Here is a 16,635-nt window from a genome sequence, read left to right as displayed (position 1 = left end):
AGCCTGCACCACCCGCCTCAAATTTCCCGCGCCAGCCGTTCCGCCAGTCCCGCATACGACGCCGGCGTCAGCGCCAGCAGCCGGGCTTTCGCATCGGCGGGAAGATCGAGGCCGCCGATGAAGGCGTGCATCGAGTCGCGGGTGATGCCCTGGCCGCGGGTGAGGGCTTTGAGCTGCTCGTAGGGGTTGGGCAGGCCGTGGCGGCGCATCACCGTCTGCACCGCTTCGGCCAGCACTTCCCAGCTCGCGTCGAGGTCGGCCTCCAGGCGCGCCGGGTTCACCTCCAGCTTGCCCAGGCCCTTCATCAGCGAATCGAGCGCGATCAGGCAGTGGCCGAAGGCGGTACCCAGCGCGCGCAGCACGGTGGAATCGGTCAGGTCGCGCTGCCAGCGGCTGATCGGCAACTTGGCCGAGAAGTGCTCGAACAGCGCGTTGGCCAGCCCGAAGTTGCCTTCCGCGTTCTCGAAATCGATGGGGTTGACCTTGTGCGGCATGGTCGACGAGCCGACCTCGCCCTCCTTGAGCTTCTGCTTGAAGTAGCCGAGCGAGACGTAGCCCCACACGTCGCGGGAAAAATCGATCAGCACGGTGTTGGCGCGGCGCGTCGCGTCGCCGATCTCGGCTACGCAGTCGTGCGGCTCGATCTGGGTGGTCCAGGGATTGAACGCCAGCCCCAGGCCCTCGACGAAGCGCCGCGCGAAGGCCGGCCAGTCCACGTCCGGGTACGCCACGAGGTGCGCGTTGTAGTTGCCCACCGCGCCGTTGATCTTGCCGCTCAGCTCCACACCCGCGATCTGGCGGCGCTGGCGCACCAGGCGCGCCGCCACGTTGGCGATTTCCTTGCCCAGCGTGGTGGGCGTGGCGGTCTGGCCGTGGGTGCGCGAGAGCATCGGCCGGGCCGCCTGCGCGTGCGCCATCGCGCGCAGTGCGTCGATCACCCGATCCAGCGCCGGCAGCAGCACGCCCTCGCGCGCATCGCGCAGCATCAGGCCGTAAGCGAGGTTGTTGATGTCTTCCGAGGTGCAGGCGAAGTGCACGAATTCCCTGGCCTGTGCCAGCTCGGGGTGATCGGCGATCTTTTCCTTGATGAAGTATTCGACCGCCTTCACGTCGTGGTTGGTGGTGCGCTCGATGGCCTTGATGCGCTCGCCATCGGCGTCGGAAAAATCCTCGGCGATGGTGTGGAGGAAGGCGCGCGCGTCGGCGGAAAGCGCCGGCACCTCGCCGATCGCCGGCTCGTCCGCCAGGGCGATCAGCCAGGCGATCTCCACCCGCACCCGTCGGTGCATCAGCCCGTACTCGCTGAAGATCGGGCGCAGCGGCGCGGCCTTGGCGGCATAGCGGCCATCGAGCGGCGAGAGGGCGGAAAGCGGGTTGGTCATGGCGATGCTGCGGAAGGGAAGCGGCTGCAGATTCTACCCGCAGCGCGCGTCCCGGCCCTCATCCGCCGCCGTGGGGCAGCACCGAAATGGCGGTGGCGCGCGGGCCGACTTCATGTGAGTCTTGGCTTCTTGACAAATCTTTGCAGTCAATTCTAGCATCCCTTGCCGCCCTTGCCGCCCTTGCCGCCCTTGCCGCCCTTGCCGCCCTTGCCGCGGGAGTTGCGGAAGCCGCGAAAGTTGCGGCATATCTCAAACTAGGGAGGATGATCATGAATAGTAAATTTGGCGCGTCGCTACTCGGGGCGCTTATCCTGGTATCCGGGGCAAGCCTGGCAGCCGGAGTTGGCAATTCCCTGAGTTCCATCACGTGTCAACAGTGCACGACATCAAGAACCTGCATTCCACTGCCTTTTTGGGGAAGTTGGTGTTTTGAAAGCACCACTTGTGAAGATATCCCCTGCCCAGGTCAGCAAGAGAAATAGCGACTGGTCGGCGGGAGGCTGCCAGTGCGCAGGGTAGTTCTTGAATGCCACGAATTGATTCGGATGTGGGGCGGGCGGAATTTCCTGCGCTTCGCTGACTCGATTTGACATATTGGCATTGAGAGTTGTCTGGTTCGGAGCTTCCTTGCGGTCGATGATGCGGCCAGAACTTCGGGCTGCCGCTTGGCGGCAGCCCGAAATTTCAGCGCGCTGTGCGGCGATGCAACAGCGCAGATTCGCTGAACAGGATGATGTCTCGTGCAAAGAAACCGCAAATCTTCATGGATGAAGTGGCTCGTGGTGCTGCTTGTCGTCATGCTGCCCCTGACCGCCTGGATCTTTCGCAAACCCTTGTTGTTGAGTGTCGGCGAGTTCATCGTCAATCACCGCAGCGCTGAGCTGGAACGGCATGTCGGAACAATTCTTCCGGCAGACTTTCTTGTCGTTCGCGCAGTCGACGAAAGTGCGCGCAGCATTGCCGCTTTTTTTGATCGCCCCGGCATATTGATGCTATACCACGATGAATGTCCGCCCTGTCGCTCTGCCGTGAACCAGATTCGTGTCGGTCAGACCAGTGGCGTTTCGGTCTCATGGCCGCCGGTGTTTTTTCTTCTCGAATCCGATGCCATTTCACCGCCAGTGGGTGTGCCGGCTGACCGCATACTCTACGTCGATTCGCGTGGGAAGGCCGATTGGCTTGTGCCCAAGGTCACGCCGGTGTTCTACGGAATTGGTTCGAACGGGCGGTTGCAGTCCGTTCGCGTCGGTTATGATGATCTGGAACTGGCGGCCCAGCTTGAGCGTCTCCAGATGAGTTCGGAGGACGGCTCGTGGATCGAGAGGTAGCCTGGAGCCGTCCATCTCGACGCCGATCCTTGGGCTGGCTGGCTGTCGCAATCGCCGCGCTGATCGCTGGTGGACTCGTAGTCGTGAAGATGGCACTTCCGCGTGCCGACGAGGCGCTCTGGTATACGGTTTCGGCCGGAACTTTGGAGCCGACAGCGATGGGCACCGGGCAGTTCGCTTCAGCGAAGCAGCGGCTTGTTGCGTCCCGAGAGGCCGCCACGGTGGGGCAGTTGGTGCGACGCTCCGGGGAGCGCGTGGCAGTGGGGGATGTCGTGTTGAGGCTTGAGAATCCTGAGCTTGGGATCGAGCTTGAGGATGCGCGGCGCGCGTTGACGGATGCTCGAGACGCCTTTGCCGCCGAGCGTGCTTCGCTTGCGCTGGATGAGATCCGCGCGCGGAGTATCTTGCTTGAAGCGCAGTACGAGCAGGAGGTCAAGGATGCGGATCTGAAGGCCTACCGCGCGCTTCTTGAAAAAGGGGTTGTGTCACGCCTTCAGTTTGAGCGCGCGCAGGCCGATGCGCGTCTGGCGCAATCGCGCGTGGAGTCGCAGGTGGCTTCGGGGAAAGCGAGCGCTTCGCTGGCTCAATCGCGACTGGCGCAGGCGGAAGCAAGGGTGATCCAGCAACGAGAGCGTGTGGAGCGCATCGAAGGCCGAATTCAGGATCTTGCGGTACAGGCACCGGAATCAGGCGTCATAAAGACGGTTTTCGTCGATCTTGGCAGTTCGGTGCAACCGGGCAATCCACTTTTCTCCGTTGGTCCGGAATCTCCGGACCTCGTTGCGATCGAGTTTCCTCAAGGATATATCGAGTCGCTGCGGGTGGGGATGCCGATCGAGATTTCCTACAACGGAAGAATCGCGAAAGCCGAGCTTGCGAGCATCAGCGCCGATCTGCGTGACGGGTACGGCAGCGTAGAGGCGCGCCCCAACGGAGACTGGCCCACCGCCAGTATCGGCATGGTGGTGCGCGCTACGGTCAGGGTTGATCGCATCGAGGACGCGAAGCATATTCCGGTGCCGGTCTACGGAATGGACTGGAGCGGCCGGGTCGAGGTCTTGCGCAAGCGCGGCGATATCATAGACCACGTCATCCTTGATGATGTCGTGGAGTTGGACGGATACCTGGTTTTTCCGACCAGTATTCAGGCGGGAGATCAGGTTTCGTTTCCATCCATGCCCAAGCGGCTGGCGGCCGGGTGATGACGTGAGCCCCTCTTCTCCTGGTTCTCCCGTCCCGATACTGGAATGCGCTGGTCTCACCAAGATTTTTCGTGTCGGCAATATCGAGACAACTGCGGTTTCCGGTGCCGATTTGACGATTCGGCCTGGGGATTTTGTTTCGATCATGGGCCGTTCCGGCAGCGGGAAATCGACCATGCTGGCGATGCTGGGGCTGATCGAGTCGCCGTCCGATGGGCAATTGACCGCTTTCGGTCGTGAGCTCATTGGAATGTCGCGAGCCGACCGCGCGATGTTGCGCAATCGCCATCTCGGCTTTGTGTTCCAGTTCTTTCATTTGATTTCCGACATGACCGTTGCGGAAAATATTTCGCTTCCGATGCTTCTGGCTGGCGCCAAACGCGATCAGATCAGGCGTCGCGTGGACGAATTGACCGAGCGGCTGGGAATCTCGCATCGGAGGGCTCACCGGCCTTTCGAACTGTCCGGGGGGCAGCAACAGCGAGTTGCGGTCGCTCGCGCACTCGCGAACGCGCCGGACCTGCTGTTGCTGGACGAGCCGACGGGCAATCTGGACAGCGAAAATTCCGAATCCCTGATGCAGCTGCTCGTCGAGCTGAATCGAGAGGGCCTGGCCATCTGCCTGGTGACCCATGATCCGTTGTGCGCGCAACAAGCGTCGCGCCGGATGGTCATGAATGACGGCGTCTTGTCGGATTTCTGAGCATCCTGATGTACGCAGTTTCTCGAACCTATTCAGGATTGGCTCGGTGGCACGCGCTCCGCAGACTCCGTCACGACTGGGGGAATACACTCATCGCGGTTCTTTCCTTGTCGCTTGGCGCGGCTCTCGTTGCTGTAACGATGGCTTGGCTGGACGGTGCGCTCGAGCGCGACTTCGGGTATCTCGAAGCGGAGAGGCTTTGGCAGGTACAGATTCTGGATTCACAGGTCGCCGCCAATATCGATGCCGATTTCGGTGCCCTCGTGCAAAGCTCTCGGCGGGTGATCGATGAGTTTTCCTTTCGCCAGAACGGCTTCACCGCCTTGGGTATGGGGCGGCCACTGACCTTGACGCTTGTGCACGAGGGGCGTGAGGAGGATGTTCCGGCGTTCGCTGTCGACGACGCTTTTTTCCCGGTCCTGGGGGTGCGGGTCGAACAAGGGCGCATGCCCGAACCCAACCGCCCGGAAGTCGTGCTCGAATCTTCCTTCGCGAAAGCGCGGTTCGGGTCGGCGGCGCACGCGATCGGGCAGGTCATGGAGGCGGGCGGGAAAGCGTATCGCGTGGTGGGTACGCTGTCGGAACGGTTCGTGCATCCTGCTCCTGCCAGCATTCGGCGCGTGCCCGGATTGACACCGGTGGTTTACGTCGCGGCGCAGGAGTCGCAATTTGCCGATACGGCGGAAAATGCGCAGTTTCTTCTGATCGGTCGGAGCGAACTGGATTTCCGAGCGTTGCGCGCGAGCGTGACGAGAGCGCTGTCGATGGTTGGCAGCGACTCCGGATCCGCGGTGTTGACTCCGATACTAAGGCCACTGACCGGGTGGGTCGCTGGCGACGGTGCTGCGTTGGCGAGTCGACTTCTGCTCCTGACGGGTCTGCTGCTTGTCAGCGTGCTGATAACGGCCGTTGGTGCAAGCGCGATCCGCGCGCGCATGCAGGCGCGCGAGCACGCCTTGCTGGAAGTGCTTGGCGCTTCGGGTGGCCGGGCCTTCCGATTTACGGCAAGCGAATCGACCTGGATCACGTTGGGCATGCTTGTCGCTGGAATCGCGATATTTGCGCTGCTCTGCGCGCTCGCGCGTCTCAACCCGCAGATCGGGATGCCGATCACCCCACGCTTCCTCGCGGCAGGAGGTCTCGTGCTGCTGGGCGAGTGTGCGCTGGCGCTGGCGCTGTTGCGGCTGATCGTGCGGGCTCAGAGTCGTACAGGCGGCACGCTTGTCCATACCAGGGGCGCAGCCCGCTTTCAGTTGGGAAGCGGCGTTCTGCGGGCACTGGTCACGCTCCAGGCCTGCATCATCCTGCTTCTTCTTGGTTCAGCGCTGGGTTTTTCAGAGTACTCGCTGCAGACGATACGCAATTCGCTGTCGGTCGATACGGCCGATCTGTACGAGGTCCGCATCCAGAGGCGCGGAGCGCACGCGGCGCGACTGGTAGCCATGGAGGCACGCCAGATCAAGCAGGCCGCTATCGCCCAACCCGGTGTCGTGCAAGGTGCCTTGCTGTCCTCCCCCCCGTTGGATCTGATCGGCCTTGGAGTGACATACAGGGGGCCGCGCGAAGTTTTTGGTCGGATCGTTGGTCGCTCCGATGGTGCGGTCATTGTTGCGATGGATGATGTTCCTGCCCGCGACAAGAGCGATTTCGTGACGTATCAGGCGAGCATCATACGAGTCGAGGCCGCCTATTTCGAAATGATGGGGTTTCCGCTTCTGGCGGGGCATGTGTTTGACGACGACGAGGACAATGTCGCGATCCTCACGCCGGAACTTGATCGTCTGATGTTTCCCGATCAGGACCCGGTCGGCTCGCGAATTCCCGCAAGCCCGCTGATGGGTGATTCGGACGTCTGGCACAACGGCTTGGTCGTCGCAGGCGTTGTCGATGCCAAGCGAGTGGGCGGAGTCTCCATGCTGGGACGAATTTTCTCCCACTATCCGATTGCTTTCGTTCCCTATTCGGATCGTTTTCCAGGCGATGTGGGCCAGCCGGCGACGGCCAGTTTCCTGCTCCAGTCTTCGATGGATCGGGGCGAAGTTCAGCGCTGGCTCGAATCAGTCAGTCTGCGGTTGCGTGAAAAGGGATACAGCGTTCAGACCCATCGACTTGCGGACCAGGTTCGCGAGCGGGCGGTACAGCATTTGCTCGCAAGCTTGCTTGGCCTGGCCATCATCTCGATCGTCATGCTGAGCGCAGCGCTGGGTTCGATGAGCGGCATGCGGCTCCTGTGCAGCTTCAGGCGTGGCGAGATCGCCATTCGCATGGCATTGGGTGAACCGGAGCATCGGATTGCAGCACGGTTCGTTTTGCATGAACTGTTTTGGCCTGTGGTGGCCGCTTCGGTCTTGAGTGTGCTGCTGCTGCTGCTTCCGGAATCGCTGTTGCCCTTGCCCCTTCATGGCAGCGTGGGCATGGCGTGGGGCCTTGTTCTCCTTTCACTGCTCGTTGGGGTGGTGCCGCCACTGTATCGCGTGCTGGCAGAATCCCCGGCTCGAGCGTTGCAGAGTGAGTGATCGCTGCGGCGGCTTTCCGGGTCATGGCACGAAACGCGGAAGGCGGTGTCGCAGAAGCTGGATCGCAGAATATTTTGGGGGCGGCCAACGTTGTGAACATTGTCGCTGGGGGCATGGCATGGTCGCCTTCGACGGTTTTGCCTTGCCGGCAGTCCCGGTGCCCTCGGGGCAGCCTCATCCGCCGCCGTGGGGCTGCACCGAAATGGCGGTGGCGCGCGGGCCTTCCACGGTGCGCACGACCAGGGTGAAGCCTTCCGGGAAGCGCAGGGTGTCGCCTTCCTGCGGCAGGCGCTCCAGGCGCGAGGTGATGAGCCCGCCGACCGAGTTGATGTCGTCGGGCGCGGCGATCTCGCGGTCGAGCAGGCGCTCCAGGCGATAGATCGGAATGCCGCCGCTGATGGTGAAGCTGCCGTCGGCGGCGCGCGGGATGCTGCTGGTGCCATGGCGGCGGGTTTCATCCTGCACGTCGCCGATGATCACCTGCACGATGTCGTTGAGCGTGAGGAAGCCGGCGATGCGGCCCGAATCCTCGCGCCCCAGCGCGATGGAGGAATGCCCGCCCTTGAACTGGCGCAGCACTTCGAAGATCGGCGTGTCGAGCGGGGCCACGATCGCCGGGCGCAGCAGCGGGCGCACGTCGCCCATGCGCTTGCCGCCCGCGATGGCCTGCAGCAGGTCCTTGGCGTGCAGTACGCCGATGACCTGCTCCTCGTCGGCGTCGAACCACGGGTAGCGGCTGAACTGCGAGCGCTGGAACTCGGCCAGGATGTCTTCCTGGGTCATGCCCTCGTGCAGGCTGGCGAGCTGCTCGCGGGTGCGCAGGAGGTCGCCGACCACCAGCTCCGGCAGTTCCAGCGCGTGGCTCATCATGGTGATTTCCTCGCCGCCGTCGCGGACGCCGCGACGCCCGTGCAGGATCAGCTTGAGCTCATCGCGCGAGAACGATTGGGCGTGCTCGTCGGCCTGCTCAAGCCCGAACCAGCGCAGGATCAGGAAGGCGCTGGCGTTGAGCACCCAGATCGCCGGGTACATGAGCCAGTAGAAGGCGAAAAGCGGTGCCGCCGTCCACAGCGATACGCTCTCGGGGCGGCGCAGCGCGAGCGACTTGGGCGCCAGCTCGCCCAGCACGATATGCAGGAAGGAGATGATCGTGAAGGCGACGATGAAGGCCACCAGATGCGCGGTTTCCGGATCCAGTGAGAGGATCTTGAACAGCGGATCGAGCAGCGCCGCAAAGGCGGGTTCGCCGATCCAGCCCAGGCCCAGCGAGGCCAGCGTGATGCCGAGCTGGCAGGCCGACAGGTAGGCGTCCAGATGGGCGTGCACGCTCAGCAGGATGCGCCCGCGCCAGCCGTGGATTTCGGCCAGCGCCGTGGCCTGGGTGTGGCGCAGCTTGACCAGCGAGAATTCCGCGGCGACGAAAAAGCCGTTGAGTGCCACCAGCAGCAGCGCGGCGATGAGGTAAAGCAGGTTCTGCAAGCGTGGCTCGGCGTGGCGGAAAACGCGCACAGTCTAGCAGGCACCCACCGGCCGCTTCGCGCGGCGCGACGCTAGAATGGCGATCGCTCAAAAATGCGAATCATTTCCATGAAAACCTCCGGTGAAACCCGCATCGAACGCGATTCCATGGGTGAACTGTCCGTGCCCGCCGATGCGCTCTACGGTGCCCAGACCCAGCGCGCGGTGCAGAACTTCCCGATTTCCGGGCTCACGATGCCGCCGGCCTTCATCCATGCCCTGGGCCAGGTCAAGGCCGCCGCCGCGCGCGCGAACGAGGAGCTGGGGCATCTGGACGCCGCGCGCGCGAAGGCCATCGTCGAGGCCGCGCGGCAGGTGGCGCAGGGCCGGGTCGATGCGCACTTTCCGATCGACGTGTTCCAGACCGGCTCAGGCACCTCGACCAACATGAACGCGAACGAGGTCATCGCCCACCTGGTCAACCGGAACGGCACGCTGCAGGTGCATCCCAACGACCACGTCAACCTCGGGCAAAGCTCCAACGACGTGATCCCGACCACGGTGCAGGTGTCGGCCTGGCTGGCGGTGAGCAAGACCCTCCTGCCCGCGCTCGCGCACCTGCGCGCGAGCATCGAACGGCGCGCGAAGGAACTGTCACGTGTGGTCAAGACCGGCCGCACCCACCTGATGGACGCCATGCCGATCACCTTCGGGCAGGAACTGTCGGCATGGTCGGCGCAGATCGCTTCAGCGCAGGCGCGCCTTGCCGACACCGGCAAGCGCGTGCGCCGCCTGCCGCAGGGCGGCACCGCGGTGGGCACCGGCATCAACGCCGATCCGCGCTTCGGCAAGCGCTTTGCCGCGCATCTGTCCGAGCTCACCGGGGAGCGCTTCGAGTCCGCGCCCAACCTGTTCGAAGGCATCGCCTCGCAGGATGCCGCGGTGGAGCTGTCCGGCCAGTTCAATACGCTGGCGACCTCGCTGATGAAGATTTCCAACGACCTGCGCTGGATGAACTCCGGCCCGCTCGCCGGCCTGGGCGAAATCGAACTGCCGGCCTTGCAGCCCGGCTCCTCGATCATGCCCGGCAAGGTCAACCCGGTGATCCCCGAAGCGATGGCCATGGTCTGCGCCCAGGTGATGGGCAACCACGTCGCCATCACCATCGCCGGACAAAGCGGCAACTTCCAGCTCAACGTGATGCTCCCCTTGGTGGCCTACAACCTCCTGCAGTCGATCGAACTGCTCGCCAACGCCTCGGTGCAGCTGGCCGACGCCGCCATTGCCGGCTTCACCGTGCGCAAGGCGCACGTCGCCGAAGCCGTCTCGCGCAACCCGATCCTCGTCACCGCGCTGAACCCGGTCATCGGCTACGAAAAAGGCGCCGCCATCGCCAAGCAGGCCTACAAGGAAGGCCGCCCGATCCTCGACGTGGCGCTGGAGACCACCGGGCTGTCGGAAAAGGAGCTGAAGAAGCTGCTCGACCCGGCCGTACTCGCCAAGGGCGGGATTCACGGTGGATCGGGTGGTGGCGGTTGAGCGCAAAGGCGCGCGTTTAATCCTGAGCCCTTCTTCCGGGCCGAGCAGGGCCTTCCAGTGGCTCAACGGCCAGCTTGAGAGCGCCCGCCGACACAAGCGGGCACTGCCGGCAGGCGAAGTGGAGATGGGGCCAATCAGGGCATTTTGTCCACCCGCGCCAGCGCTTGCGCGCGATCCTTGGCGCAGTCGTCGATGTCGTCCTGGGTCATGGTGGCCCAGGGGACGAAGGCGGGCAGTTCGGCGACGAGGCGCTGCTGGCTTTCGAGAACTTCCGGCAGCCGGTCGCAGATGGCCAGGGCCTTGAGTTCGACGCGGGCGGCTTCGGCTTCGATGCGGCGTTCGAAGCGCTCGGCGGCTTTCTCGCCGCCGAAGATCAGCGCCGGAATGCTCCAGATCGCGCGGCGGGCGATCCTGCCGCCTTCCTTGCCGGCTTCCAGCCCTGTTTCGGCGATGGCGATGATGCGGCCTCGGTGGTCGAGCAGCAGCTCGCGCTGGCGCGGTGTGACGGGAACCGCCGCGCCGTCGATCAGGAGGTCGCCGTGCGGCGAGATGGCGGCCGAAGGCTGACCGTCGGTTTTGCCCAGGCTGAGGTTTTCGGAATGCAGCTCGCGACGGGCTTCGTCGATGGCCTGGTCGACTGTCGCGTCGATGAAATCGCGCGCGATGCCGTGGCCGGCGAAGGTCAGGAGCATGACGGCTGCAAGGGGCAGGAGGCGGGTGCGAAAAGTCTTCATGACGTGGTCTCGGTGGGGAAGGTCGCAGTGGGTCCTGTACCGCCATCCCGGCGTTCGCCGGGACGGCGTCGCGTGTGGTGCCGGTGGTCGTGGGGAGTGGATCAGGCGTCGTCGCGCCTGCGCCGCAGCCAGATCGCGGCGGCGATCATCGCGGCGCCGGCGGCCATGCCGATCCACACGTCGGTGCCGGCGAAGATGTGCCAGCCGCGGCTCAGGTCGATGACCCGCATCAGATCCGAGGGGTTCTCGATGTTCTGCGCGCTGGCGGCGAGGCGGCCGATCAGGGTGCCGTCGATGTACCAGGTGCCCGGCGCGATGCTCAAAAGGCCGCGATAGCCGAGCACGTACCAGATCGTGCCGTGCGGCATCGAGATGCCGGGCAGGGCACCCAGCCAGCTCAGCAGCGTGGCGGAGAGGATCGGCACCAGCACGGCCCACAGGAACGGCTTGGAGCGTGCGAAGGCCGAGCACAGCATCAGCCAGCCGACCGTGGGCAGCGACCAGGCGGCGTAGACCGGCACGATGCTGAGCGCGCTGAACATGACCTTGATCGGGTGCGAGTGCCAGATCATTGCCCAACTGCCCGGCATGCCGTTGAGCTTCATCGTCAACGCCGAGATCACCAGCAGGCAGGCACCGATGCCAAGGCCGATGAGGATCGCCAGCGCCGGGGCCAGCAGCAGCGCCCAGGCCAGCTTCGAGCTGACTGTGAGCCAGTCGGAGACCGGCAGCGATTTCCAGAACAGGATGCTGCGGTCGCGGCGGTCGTCGTAGAGCGTGCCCAGGCAGTAGAAGAACACCACGAAGCCCAGCACCAGCGCGACGATGCCGACGCCCGAAAGCAGGCCGCCATCGCCGATGAAGCCCATCTGTCGGGCGATCTCGGCCTCAGCCATGCCCGCATTGAGGTTTTCCGGTTTCTCGATGCCCGAAAGATGCAGGCTGCCGGCCACCGCGCCGATCAGGCTCAGCGCGCAGATCACGATGCCGGCGACTATCGGTGCCCAGAAGAAGCCGCCGCGGTTTTCCCAGTATTCGCGGCGCAGCAGCCAGCCGAACTTGCGCACGGGGGAAATCGAAGAAGTGGCGTTCATGCGTAGGTTCCTTTCATCGTGGCCACGAACAGGTCGGCGACGCTGGGGGTGCGGGTCTCGCCCAGCTCGGCGAGGCGGGATTTGGCGATGCCGTCGAACAGGAAGATGGTCTTGCCGAACACCTGGCGCTCGTCCAGCGGGCCCAGCGCGCGGGCGGCTTCGGCGCGATCGGGCGACACCAACACTTCGGTGAAGCGTTCGGCCACCTCGTCCATGCTTGCCGACAGCGCGATCTTGCCGGAGCGGATGAACATCAGGTCGGTGAGGATGTGCTCGATCTCCTCGACCTGGTGGGTGGTGACGACGATGGTCTTTTCCTCGTCGAAGTAGTCGTTGAGGAGGCTCTGGTAGAACTGCTTGCGGTAGAGGATGTCCAGGCCCAGGGTCGGTTCGTCGAGCACCAGCACCTTGGCGTCGATCGCCATCACCAGCGCCAGGTGCAGCTGCACGATCATGCCCTTGGACATTTCCCGTACGCGCTGTTTGGCATGCAGCTTGGTGCGGGCGAGGAAGGCCTCGCACTTGGCGCGCGAGAAGCGCGGATGCACGCCTTCGACGAAGTCGATGGCCTGCGACACCCGGATCCAGCGCGGCAGGATGGCGACGTCGGCGATGAAGCAGACCTCGTTCATCAGCTTGTCGCGCGCCACGCGCGGGTCCTGGCCCAGTACCGAAAGCTCGCCCTCGAACGCGGTCAGGCCGAGGATGGCCTTCAGCGCCGTGGTCTTGCCGGCACCGTTGGGGCCGATCAGGCCGACGATGCGGCCCGGCTCGATGGAGAAGCTGACTTCGTCCAGCGCCGGCTTGCCGCCGTACTTCTTGCTGAGGTTGCGGGCGACGATGGCGCTCATTCGACACCTGCCTTGCCGCGCGCGGCGTCGATCTGGTTGCGAAGGCTGTCCCAGGAAAGCCCGAGCCGCACGATGCGTTCGACGATCTGCGGCCATTCCTGGGTAAGGAAACGCTCGCGCTCGGAGGCCAGCAGCCTTTCCGGGGCGTCTTCGGTAACGAACATGCCAAGTCCTCTGCGTTTTTCCACCAGCTGCTCGTCCGCCAGTTCCTGATAGGCGCGCGAGACGGTGATGGGGTTGAGTTGAAAATCCGCTGCCACCTGACGTACCGATGGCACCGCCTCGCCGGGCTTGAGCAGCCCGTCCAGGATCATCGCGACGATGCGGGCCTTGAGCTGCAGGTAGATCGGCGAGGTATCGTTCCACACAACGCTCATGCTCAGTTCTCCGATGAGGCCGGCGCGCGCGGCAGGATCGCACCGAAGGAAAAGAAGGGCATCTGGAAGCTGGCGCGCAGGGCTTCCGGGTTCCAGTGCCGGGCCGGCGAGAGGGTTTGCCGGGGAGTGGGGGAATCGCTCCGGGCTGCCTGGTCGAGGGGCGCGGCTCCCTCCGGCTGGGCCTCGGCGGCCAGCAGGCCCGTGGCCGGTTCGCAGAGGGTGTGGTAACGGGCGAAAGGCACCGGGGCCGGTTCGCCCACGAGCACGCCGCCGGCGATGGCCAGAGTGCTTAACGCAAGACCCACAACGAGGTGCTTGAGCTTGGTGTGCATGGCGGACTCCTTGGGTGTGCAGTGTTGTTGATCCGGTGTGGTAGTAAACTACAACACCATTTCGATCAATGCAACTACTGCCTCCGGAAGGCGTCTGTCGGTTCAGTCCCCGTTTAGGTATGCGCTTCGCCACCGTGGCCGCAGTGGCACTATCGTGGCATCCCCATGCCATTGCCGAGGTCATGATGATCGCCTTTCGTTCCACCGTCGCCGCGCTCGTGCTGGCCGCCCTGTTCCTGATCCCGGCGGTCGGCCACGCGCAGTGCAGCGCGCTGCTCGACCATGAGCTTCGCCCGCTGGCCGGCAAGACGCCCGAGAGCCTGTGCCGTCATCAGGGCAAGGTGCTGCTGCTGGTGAACGTTGCCAGCAAGTGCGGCTTCACCCCGCAGTACGAAGGCCTGGAGGCCATGCACGATCGCCTTGCGCCGCGCGGCTTTGCGGTACTGGGCTTTCCGTCCAACGACTTCCTCGGGCAGGAACCGGGCAGCGAGGAGCAGATCCAGGACTTCTGCCGGCTCACCTACGGGGTGACCTTCCCGATGTACGAGAAGGTCCACGTCAAGGGCAAGGACACGACGCCGATCTACCGCCAGCTGCGCGAAGCCACCGGCGAGAAGCCGGGCTGGAACTTCCACAAGTATCTGGTGAACCGGCAGGGCGACGTGGTGGCGAGCTTCGGCAGCCGCACGCGGCCGGACGATCCGGCGCTGCTGGCCAGGATCGAGGCGCTGCTGGCCGAGCCTGCACCGTCTGAACCGCCGCCAGCGGCCGACTGAACCTCCATCGGTCCGAACGGTCACAGGCCGCGGCGTTGCATGGCCCGATCCCGGGCCCCAGAATATCCCGCCCTTGCGCGCTCGCGACGCGGGCGCTCTTCCATCTTCCACTGGAGTTTTCGATGAATCGTTCCCTGCGTCACACCCTGCTTGCCGCCGCCACCGTCGCCATCTTCGGCGTCTCCGGCGTTGCGTTCGCCAAGGACAAGCTCGAGACCGAGCGCGACAAGGTCAGCTACATGGTCGGCATGCAGATCGGTGCCTCGCTGCAGCAGATCAAGGATGAGGTCGACCTGCCGGTGCTGTTCCAGGCCATCGAAACTTCGCTCAAGAACGGCACGCCGCTGCTCTCGGCCGAAGATGCGCAGGAAGTGCAGAAGTCCTTTGCCGAGCGCCTGCAGGCCAAGCACGCCGCCGAGCAGGCCGCGGCCGCCAAGAAGAACAAGGATGAGGGCGAGGCCTTCATGACGCAGAACAAGGGCAAGAAGGGCGTCACCGCGACGGCCTCGGGCCTGCAGTACCAGGTCGTGACCCAGGGCAAGGGTGCCAAGCCCGCCGCCACCGACACGGTCAAGGTCCACTACACCGGCACCCTGCTCGACGGCACCAAGTTCGACAGCTCGGTCGATCGCGGCGAGCCGGCCACCTTCGCCCTCAACGCCGTGATTCCCGGCTGGACAGAAGCCCTGCAGCTGATGCCGGTGGGCAGCAAGTACACCCTCTGGATTCCCTCCGAACTGGCCTACGGCGACCGCGGCACGCCCGGCCCGATCGGTCCCAACGCGACCCTGAAGTTCGAAGTCGAGCTGCTGGAAATCGTCAAGCAATAAGCCTCGCGCGCAGGCGTGACGCGGGAAGGGCCGGCGCGAAATCGCCGGCCTTTTTCGTGCGGCACCGGTGCGCGTCAGGCCGCAAATGCGGATGTCGTCCCGCTCCGGCGGCGGCCGCATGCGCTATCGTTGCACGTCGTTTTCCGGGAGGAGTCCGTGCTCAAGTCGGTCGCCTGGTGGTTCCGCATTCCGTTCTGGCAGCGGGTGATGGGCGCGTTCGTGCTCGGCGCGCTGGTCGGCTGGCTGATGGGCGAGTCGGCCGGGCCGTGGCTGCAGCCGCTGGGCGATCTCTACATCACCCTGATCCGCATGATCGCGGTGCCGTTGGTGTTCTTTGCCGTGATCGACGCGGTGGGCCGCCTGCACGGGCAGAAGAGCATCGCGGCGCTGGGCGGCAAGACCTTCCTGTGGTTCGCGCTGACCGCGATCTGTGCGGTGGCCATCGGCCTGGGCGTGGCCTGGCTGATGGAGCCGGGCAAGGGCGTCACCGGCCTGGTGCTGCCCGCCGACTACGTGCCGCGGCAGGTGCCCGGGCCGGTGCAGGTGCTGCTCGACGTGGTGCCGTCCAACCCGTTCGCCGCGCTGGCGCAGGGCAATATCCTGCAGGTGCTGTTCTTTGCCGCGCTCGCGGGGGCGGCGCTGGTCAAGCTCGGCGATCGCGTGCCGCGCCTGCGCGAGCTGACCGGGGAAACCAGCGCGCTGATGATGCAGATCACCCGCTGGGTGCTGGAGATGACTCCGCTGGGCACCTTCGGCCTGATCGCCGCGTTGGTGGGAACCTATGGCTTCGGGAAGCTGGTGCCGCTGGGCAGTTTCGTGATTGCGATCTATGTGGCCTGCACCCTGCAGATCGTGTTCACCTACGGCGGGTTGCTGGCCCTGCACGGACTCAGCCCGCTGCGGTTTTTCCGCGGTGCGGCAGCCGGCATGCAGGTAGCCTTCGTGAGCTCGTCGAGCTTTGCCTCGATGCCGGTGGCGCTGCGCTGTGTCACCACCAACCTGGGCGTGGACAAGGATTACGCGGCTTTTGCCGTGCCGCTCGGTGCCACCATCAAGATGGACGGCTGCGGCGCGATCTATCCGGCCATCGCCTCGGTGTTCGTGGCGCAGTATTTCGGCATCGAGCTGTCGGGTTCGCAGTATTTCGTGATCCTGCTGGCTTCGGTGCTGGGCAGCTTCGGCACCGCCGGCGTGCCGGGCACCGCCATCGTGATGGCGACCGTGGTGCTGGGTGCGGCGGGCCTGCCGCTGGAAGGCCTGGGCTATCTGGTCGCCATCGACCGCATCCTGGACATGATGCGCACCATGACCAACGTCACCGGGCAGATGCTGGTGCCGGTGCTGGTGGCGCGCGAGGAAGGACTGCTGGATCGGGCCGTGTACGACGCGCCGCCGCGCGGCGTGGGGGTTACGCTGGGAGACGATCCCGGCGCGCAGGCCTGAGGCATAAGCGTCGGGGACGTAGCCCCGACCTACGCGCTTCCGTAGGTCGACCCTGCGCGGTCGACGTTGC

The 16,635-nt window shown here is 64.8% G+C and carries 15 protein-coding genes; 8 read left to right on the top strand and 7 right to left on the bottom strand.

The genetic code is table 11. The features are described 5' to 3' along the window. Nucleotides 1-17: 17 nt before the first annotated feature. Nucleotides 18-1,382: an adenylosuccinate lyase gene (gene purB, locus WB794_RS01655; RefSeq protein WP_337334105.1), complete on the bottom strand. Its 1,365-nt coding sequence runs from the start codon at nt 1,380-1,382 to the stop codon at nt 18-20. A gap of 767 nt (nt 1,383-2,149) precedes the next feature. Here purB and WB794_RS01650 point away from each other — a divergent pair. The 4 genes from WB794_RS01650 to WB794_RS01635 all read left to right on the top strand — a co-directional run bounded on the left by WB794_RS01650 (nt 2,150) and on the right by WB794_RS01635 (nt 7,131). Further along, entirely contained in the window at nt 2,150-2,710 is a 561-nt protein-coding gene (locus tag WB794_RS01650; protein ID WP_337334104.1) for a hypothetical protein, read from the top strand. Nucleotides 2,711-2,793: 83 nt separating this feature from the next. Beyond that, entirely contained in the window at nt 2,794-3,912 is a 1,119-nt protein-coding gene (locus WB794_RS01645) for an HlyD family secretion protein (RefSeq protein WP_479686622.1), read from the top strand. A 4-nt stretch (nt 3,913-3,916) separates the two neighbouring features. Continuing rightward, on the top strand, nt 3,917-4,615 hold the full coding sequence (locus WB794_RS01640) for an ABC transporter ATP-binding protein (RefSeq protein ID WP_337334103.1): 699 nt from the start codon (nt 3,917-3,919) through the stop codon (nt 4,613-4,615). A gap of 8 nt (nt 4,616-4,623) precedes the next feature. Further along, nucleotides 4,624-7,131 carry an ABC transporter permease gene (locus WB794_RS01635; RefSeq protein ID WP_337334102.1) on the top strand — a complete coding sequence of 836 codons (2,508 nt, stop codon included), beginning with the start codon at nt 4,624-4,626 and terminating at the stop codon, nt 7,129-7,131. Nucleotides 7,132-7,305: 174 nt separating this feature from the next. Here the strand turns inward: WB794_RS01635 and WB794_RS01630 are convergent, their stop codons facing one another. Then, nucleotides 7,306-8,610, bottom strand: coding sequence for a hemolysin family protein (locus WB794_RS01630; RefSeq protein ID WP_337334101.1), 1,305 nt, complete (start codon nt 8,608-8,610; stop codon nt 7,306-7,308). A 108-nt stretch (nt 8,611-8,718) separates the two neighbouring features. On the opposite strand from WB794_RS01630, the gene WB794_RS01625 reads away from it, so the two are divergent. After that, nucleotides 8,719-10,128, top strand: a complete 1,410-nt coding sequence (locus WB794_RS01625) for a class II fumarate hydratase (protein WP_337334100.1) — start codon at nt 8,719-8,721, stop codon at nt 10,126-10,128. Between the two features lie 134 nt (nt 10,129-10,262). Here the strand turns inward: WB794_RS01625 and WB794_RS01620 are convergent, their stop codons facing one another. The 5 genes from WB794_RS01620 to WB794_RS01600 all read right to left on the bottom strand — a co-directional run bounded on the left by WB794_RS01620 (nt 10,263) and on the right by WB794_RS01600 (nt 13,516). Further along, nucleotides 10,263-10,862 carry a YggN family protein gene (locus WB794_RS01620; RefSeq protein ID WP_337334099.1) on the bottom strand — a complete coding sequence of 200 codons (600 nt, stop codon included), beginning with the start codon at nt 10,860-10,862 and terminating at the stop codon, nt 10,263-10,265. A gap of 101 nt (nt 10,863-10,963) precedes the next feature. Then, nucleotides 10,964-11,956: an ABC transporter permease gene (locus WB794_RS01615; protein ID WP_337334098.1), complete on the bottom strand. Its 993-nt coding sequence runs from the start codon at nt 11,954-11,956 to the stop codon at nt 10,964-10,966. Then, nucleotides 11,953-12,807 (bottom strand): ABC transporter ATP-binding protein, encoded by an 855-nt coding sequence (locus WB794_RS01610; protein ID WP_337334097.1) that lies wholly within the window; start codon nt 12,805-12,807, stop codon nt 11,953-11,955. The genes WB794_RS01615 and WB794_RS01610 overlap by 4 nt, the downstream gene beginning before the upstream one ends. Next, the gene (locus tag WB794_RS01605) at nt 12,804-13,184 is read right to left on the bottom strand and encodes a GntR family transcriptional regulator (RefSeq protein WP_337334096.1); all 381 of its coding nucleotides are present in this window, start codon (nt 13,182-13,184) and stop codon (nt 12,804-12,806) included. The genes WB794_RS01610 and WB794_RS01605 overlap by 4 nt, the downstream gene beginning before the upstream one ends. 2 nt (nt 13,185-13,186) lie before the next feature. Further along, nucleotides 13,187-13,516: a hypothetical protein gene (locus tag WB794_RS01600; protein WP_337334095.1), complete on the bottom strand. Its 330-nt coding sequence runs from the start codon at nt 13,514-13,516 to the stop codon at nt 13,187-13,189. A gap of 182 nt (nt 13,517-13,698) precedes the next feature. On the opposite strand from WB794_RS01600, the gene WB794_RS01595 reads away from it, so the two are divergent. The 3 genes from WB794_RS01595 to WB794_RS01585 all read left to right on the top strand — a co-directional run bounded on the left by WB794_RS01595 (nt 13,699) and on the right by WB794_RS01585 (nt 16,565). After that, the gene (locus WB794_RS01595; RefSeq protein ID WP_415926627.1) at nt 13,699-14,292 is read left to right on the top strand and encodes a glutathione peroxidase; all 594 of its coding nucleotides are present in this window, start codon (nt 13,699-13,701) and stop codon (nt 14,290-14,292) included. 122 nt (nt 14,293-14,414) lie between these two features. After that, complete coding sequence (locus WB794_RS01590) at nt 14,415-15,122, top strand: BamJ family beta-barrel-assembly machinery protein (RefSeq protein ID WP_337334093.1); 708 nt, start codon at nt 14,415-14,417, stop codon at nt 15,120-15,122. 207 nt (nt 15,123-15,329) lie between these two features. Next, nucleotides 15,330-16,565 carry a dicarboxylate/amino acid:cation symporter gene (locus WB794_RS01585; protein WP_337334273.1) on the top strand — a complete coding sequence of 412 codons (1,236 nt, stop codon included), beginning with the start codon at nt 15,330-15,332 and terminating at the stop codon, nt 16,563-16,565. Nucleotides 16,566-16,635 lie beyond the last annotated feature (70 nt).

The organism is Denitratimonas tolerans (assembly GCF_037203605.1).
GTDB classification, from domain to species: domain Bacteria; phylum Pseudomonadota; class Gammaproteobacteria; order Xanthomonadales; family Xanthomonadaceae; genus Denitratimonas; species Denitratimonas tolerans.
Note: the sequence above shows the minus strand (reverse complement) of the source record. Positions and strands in the feature narration are given on the sequence as shown.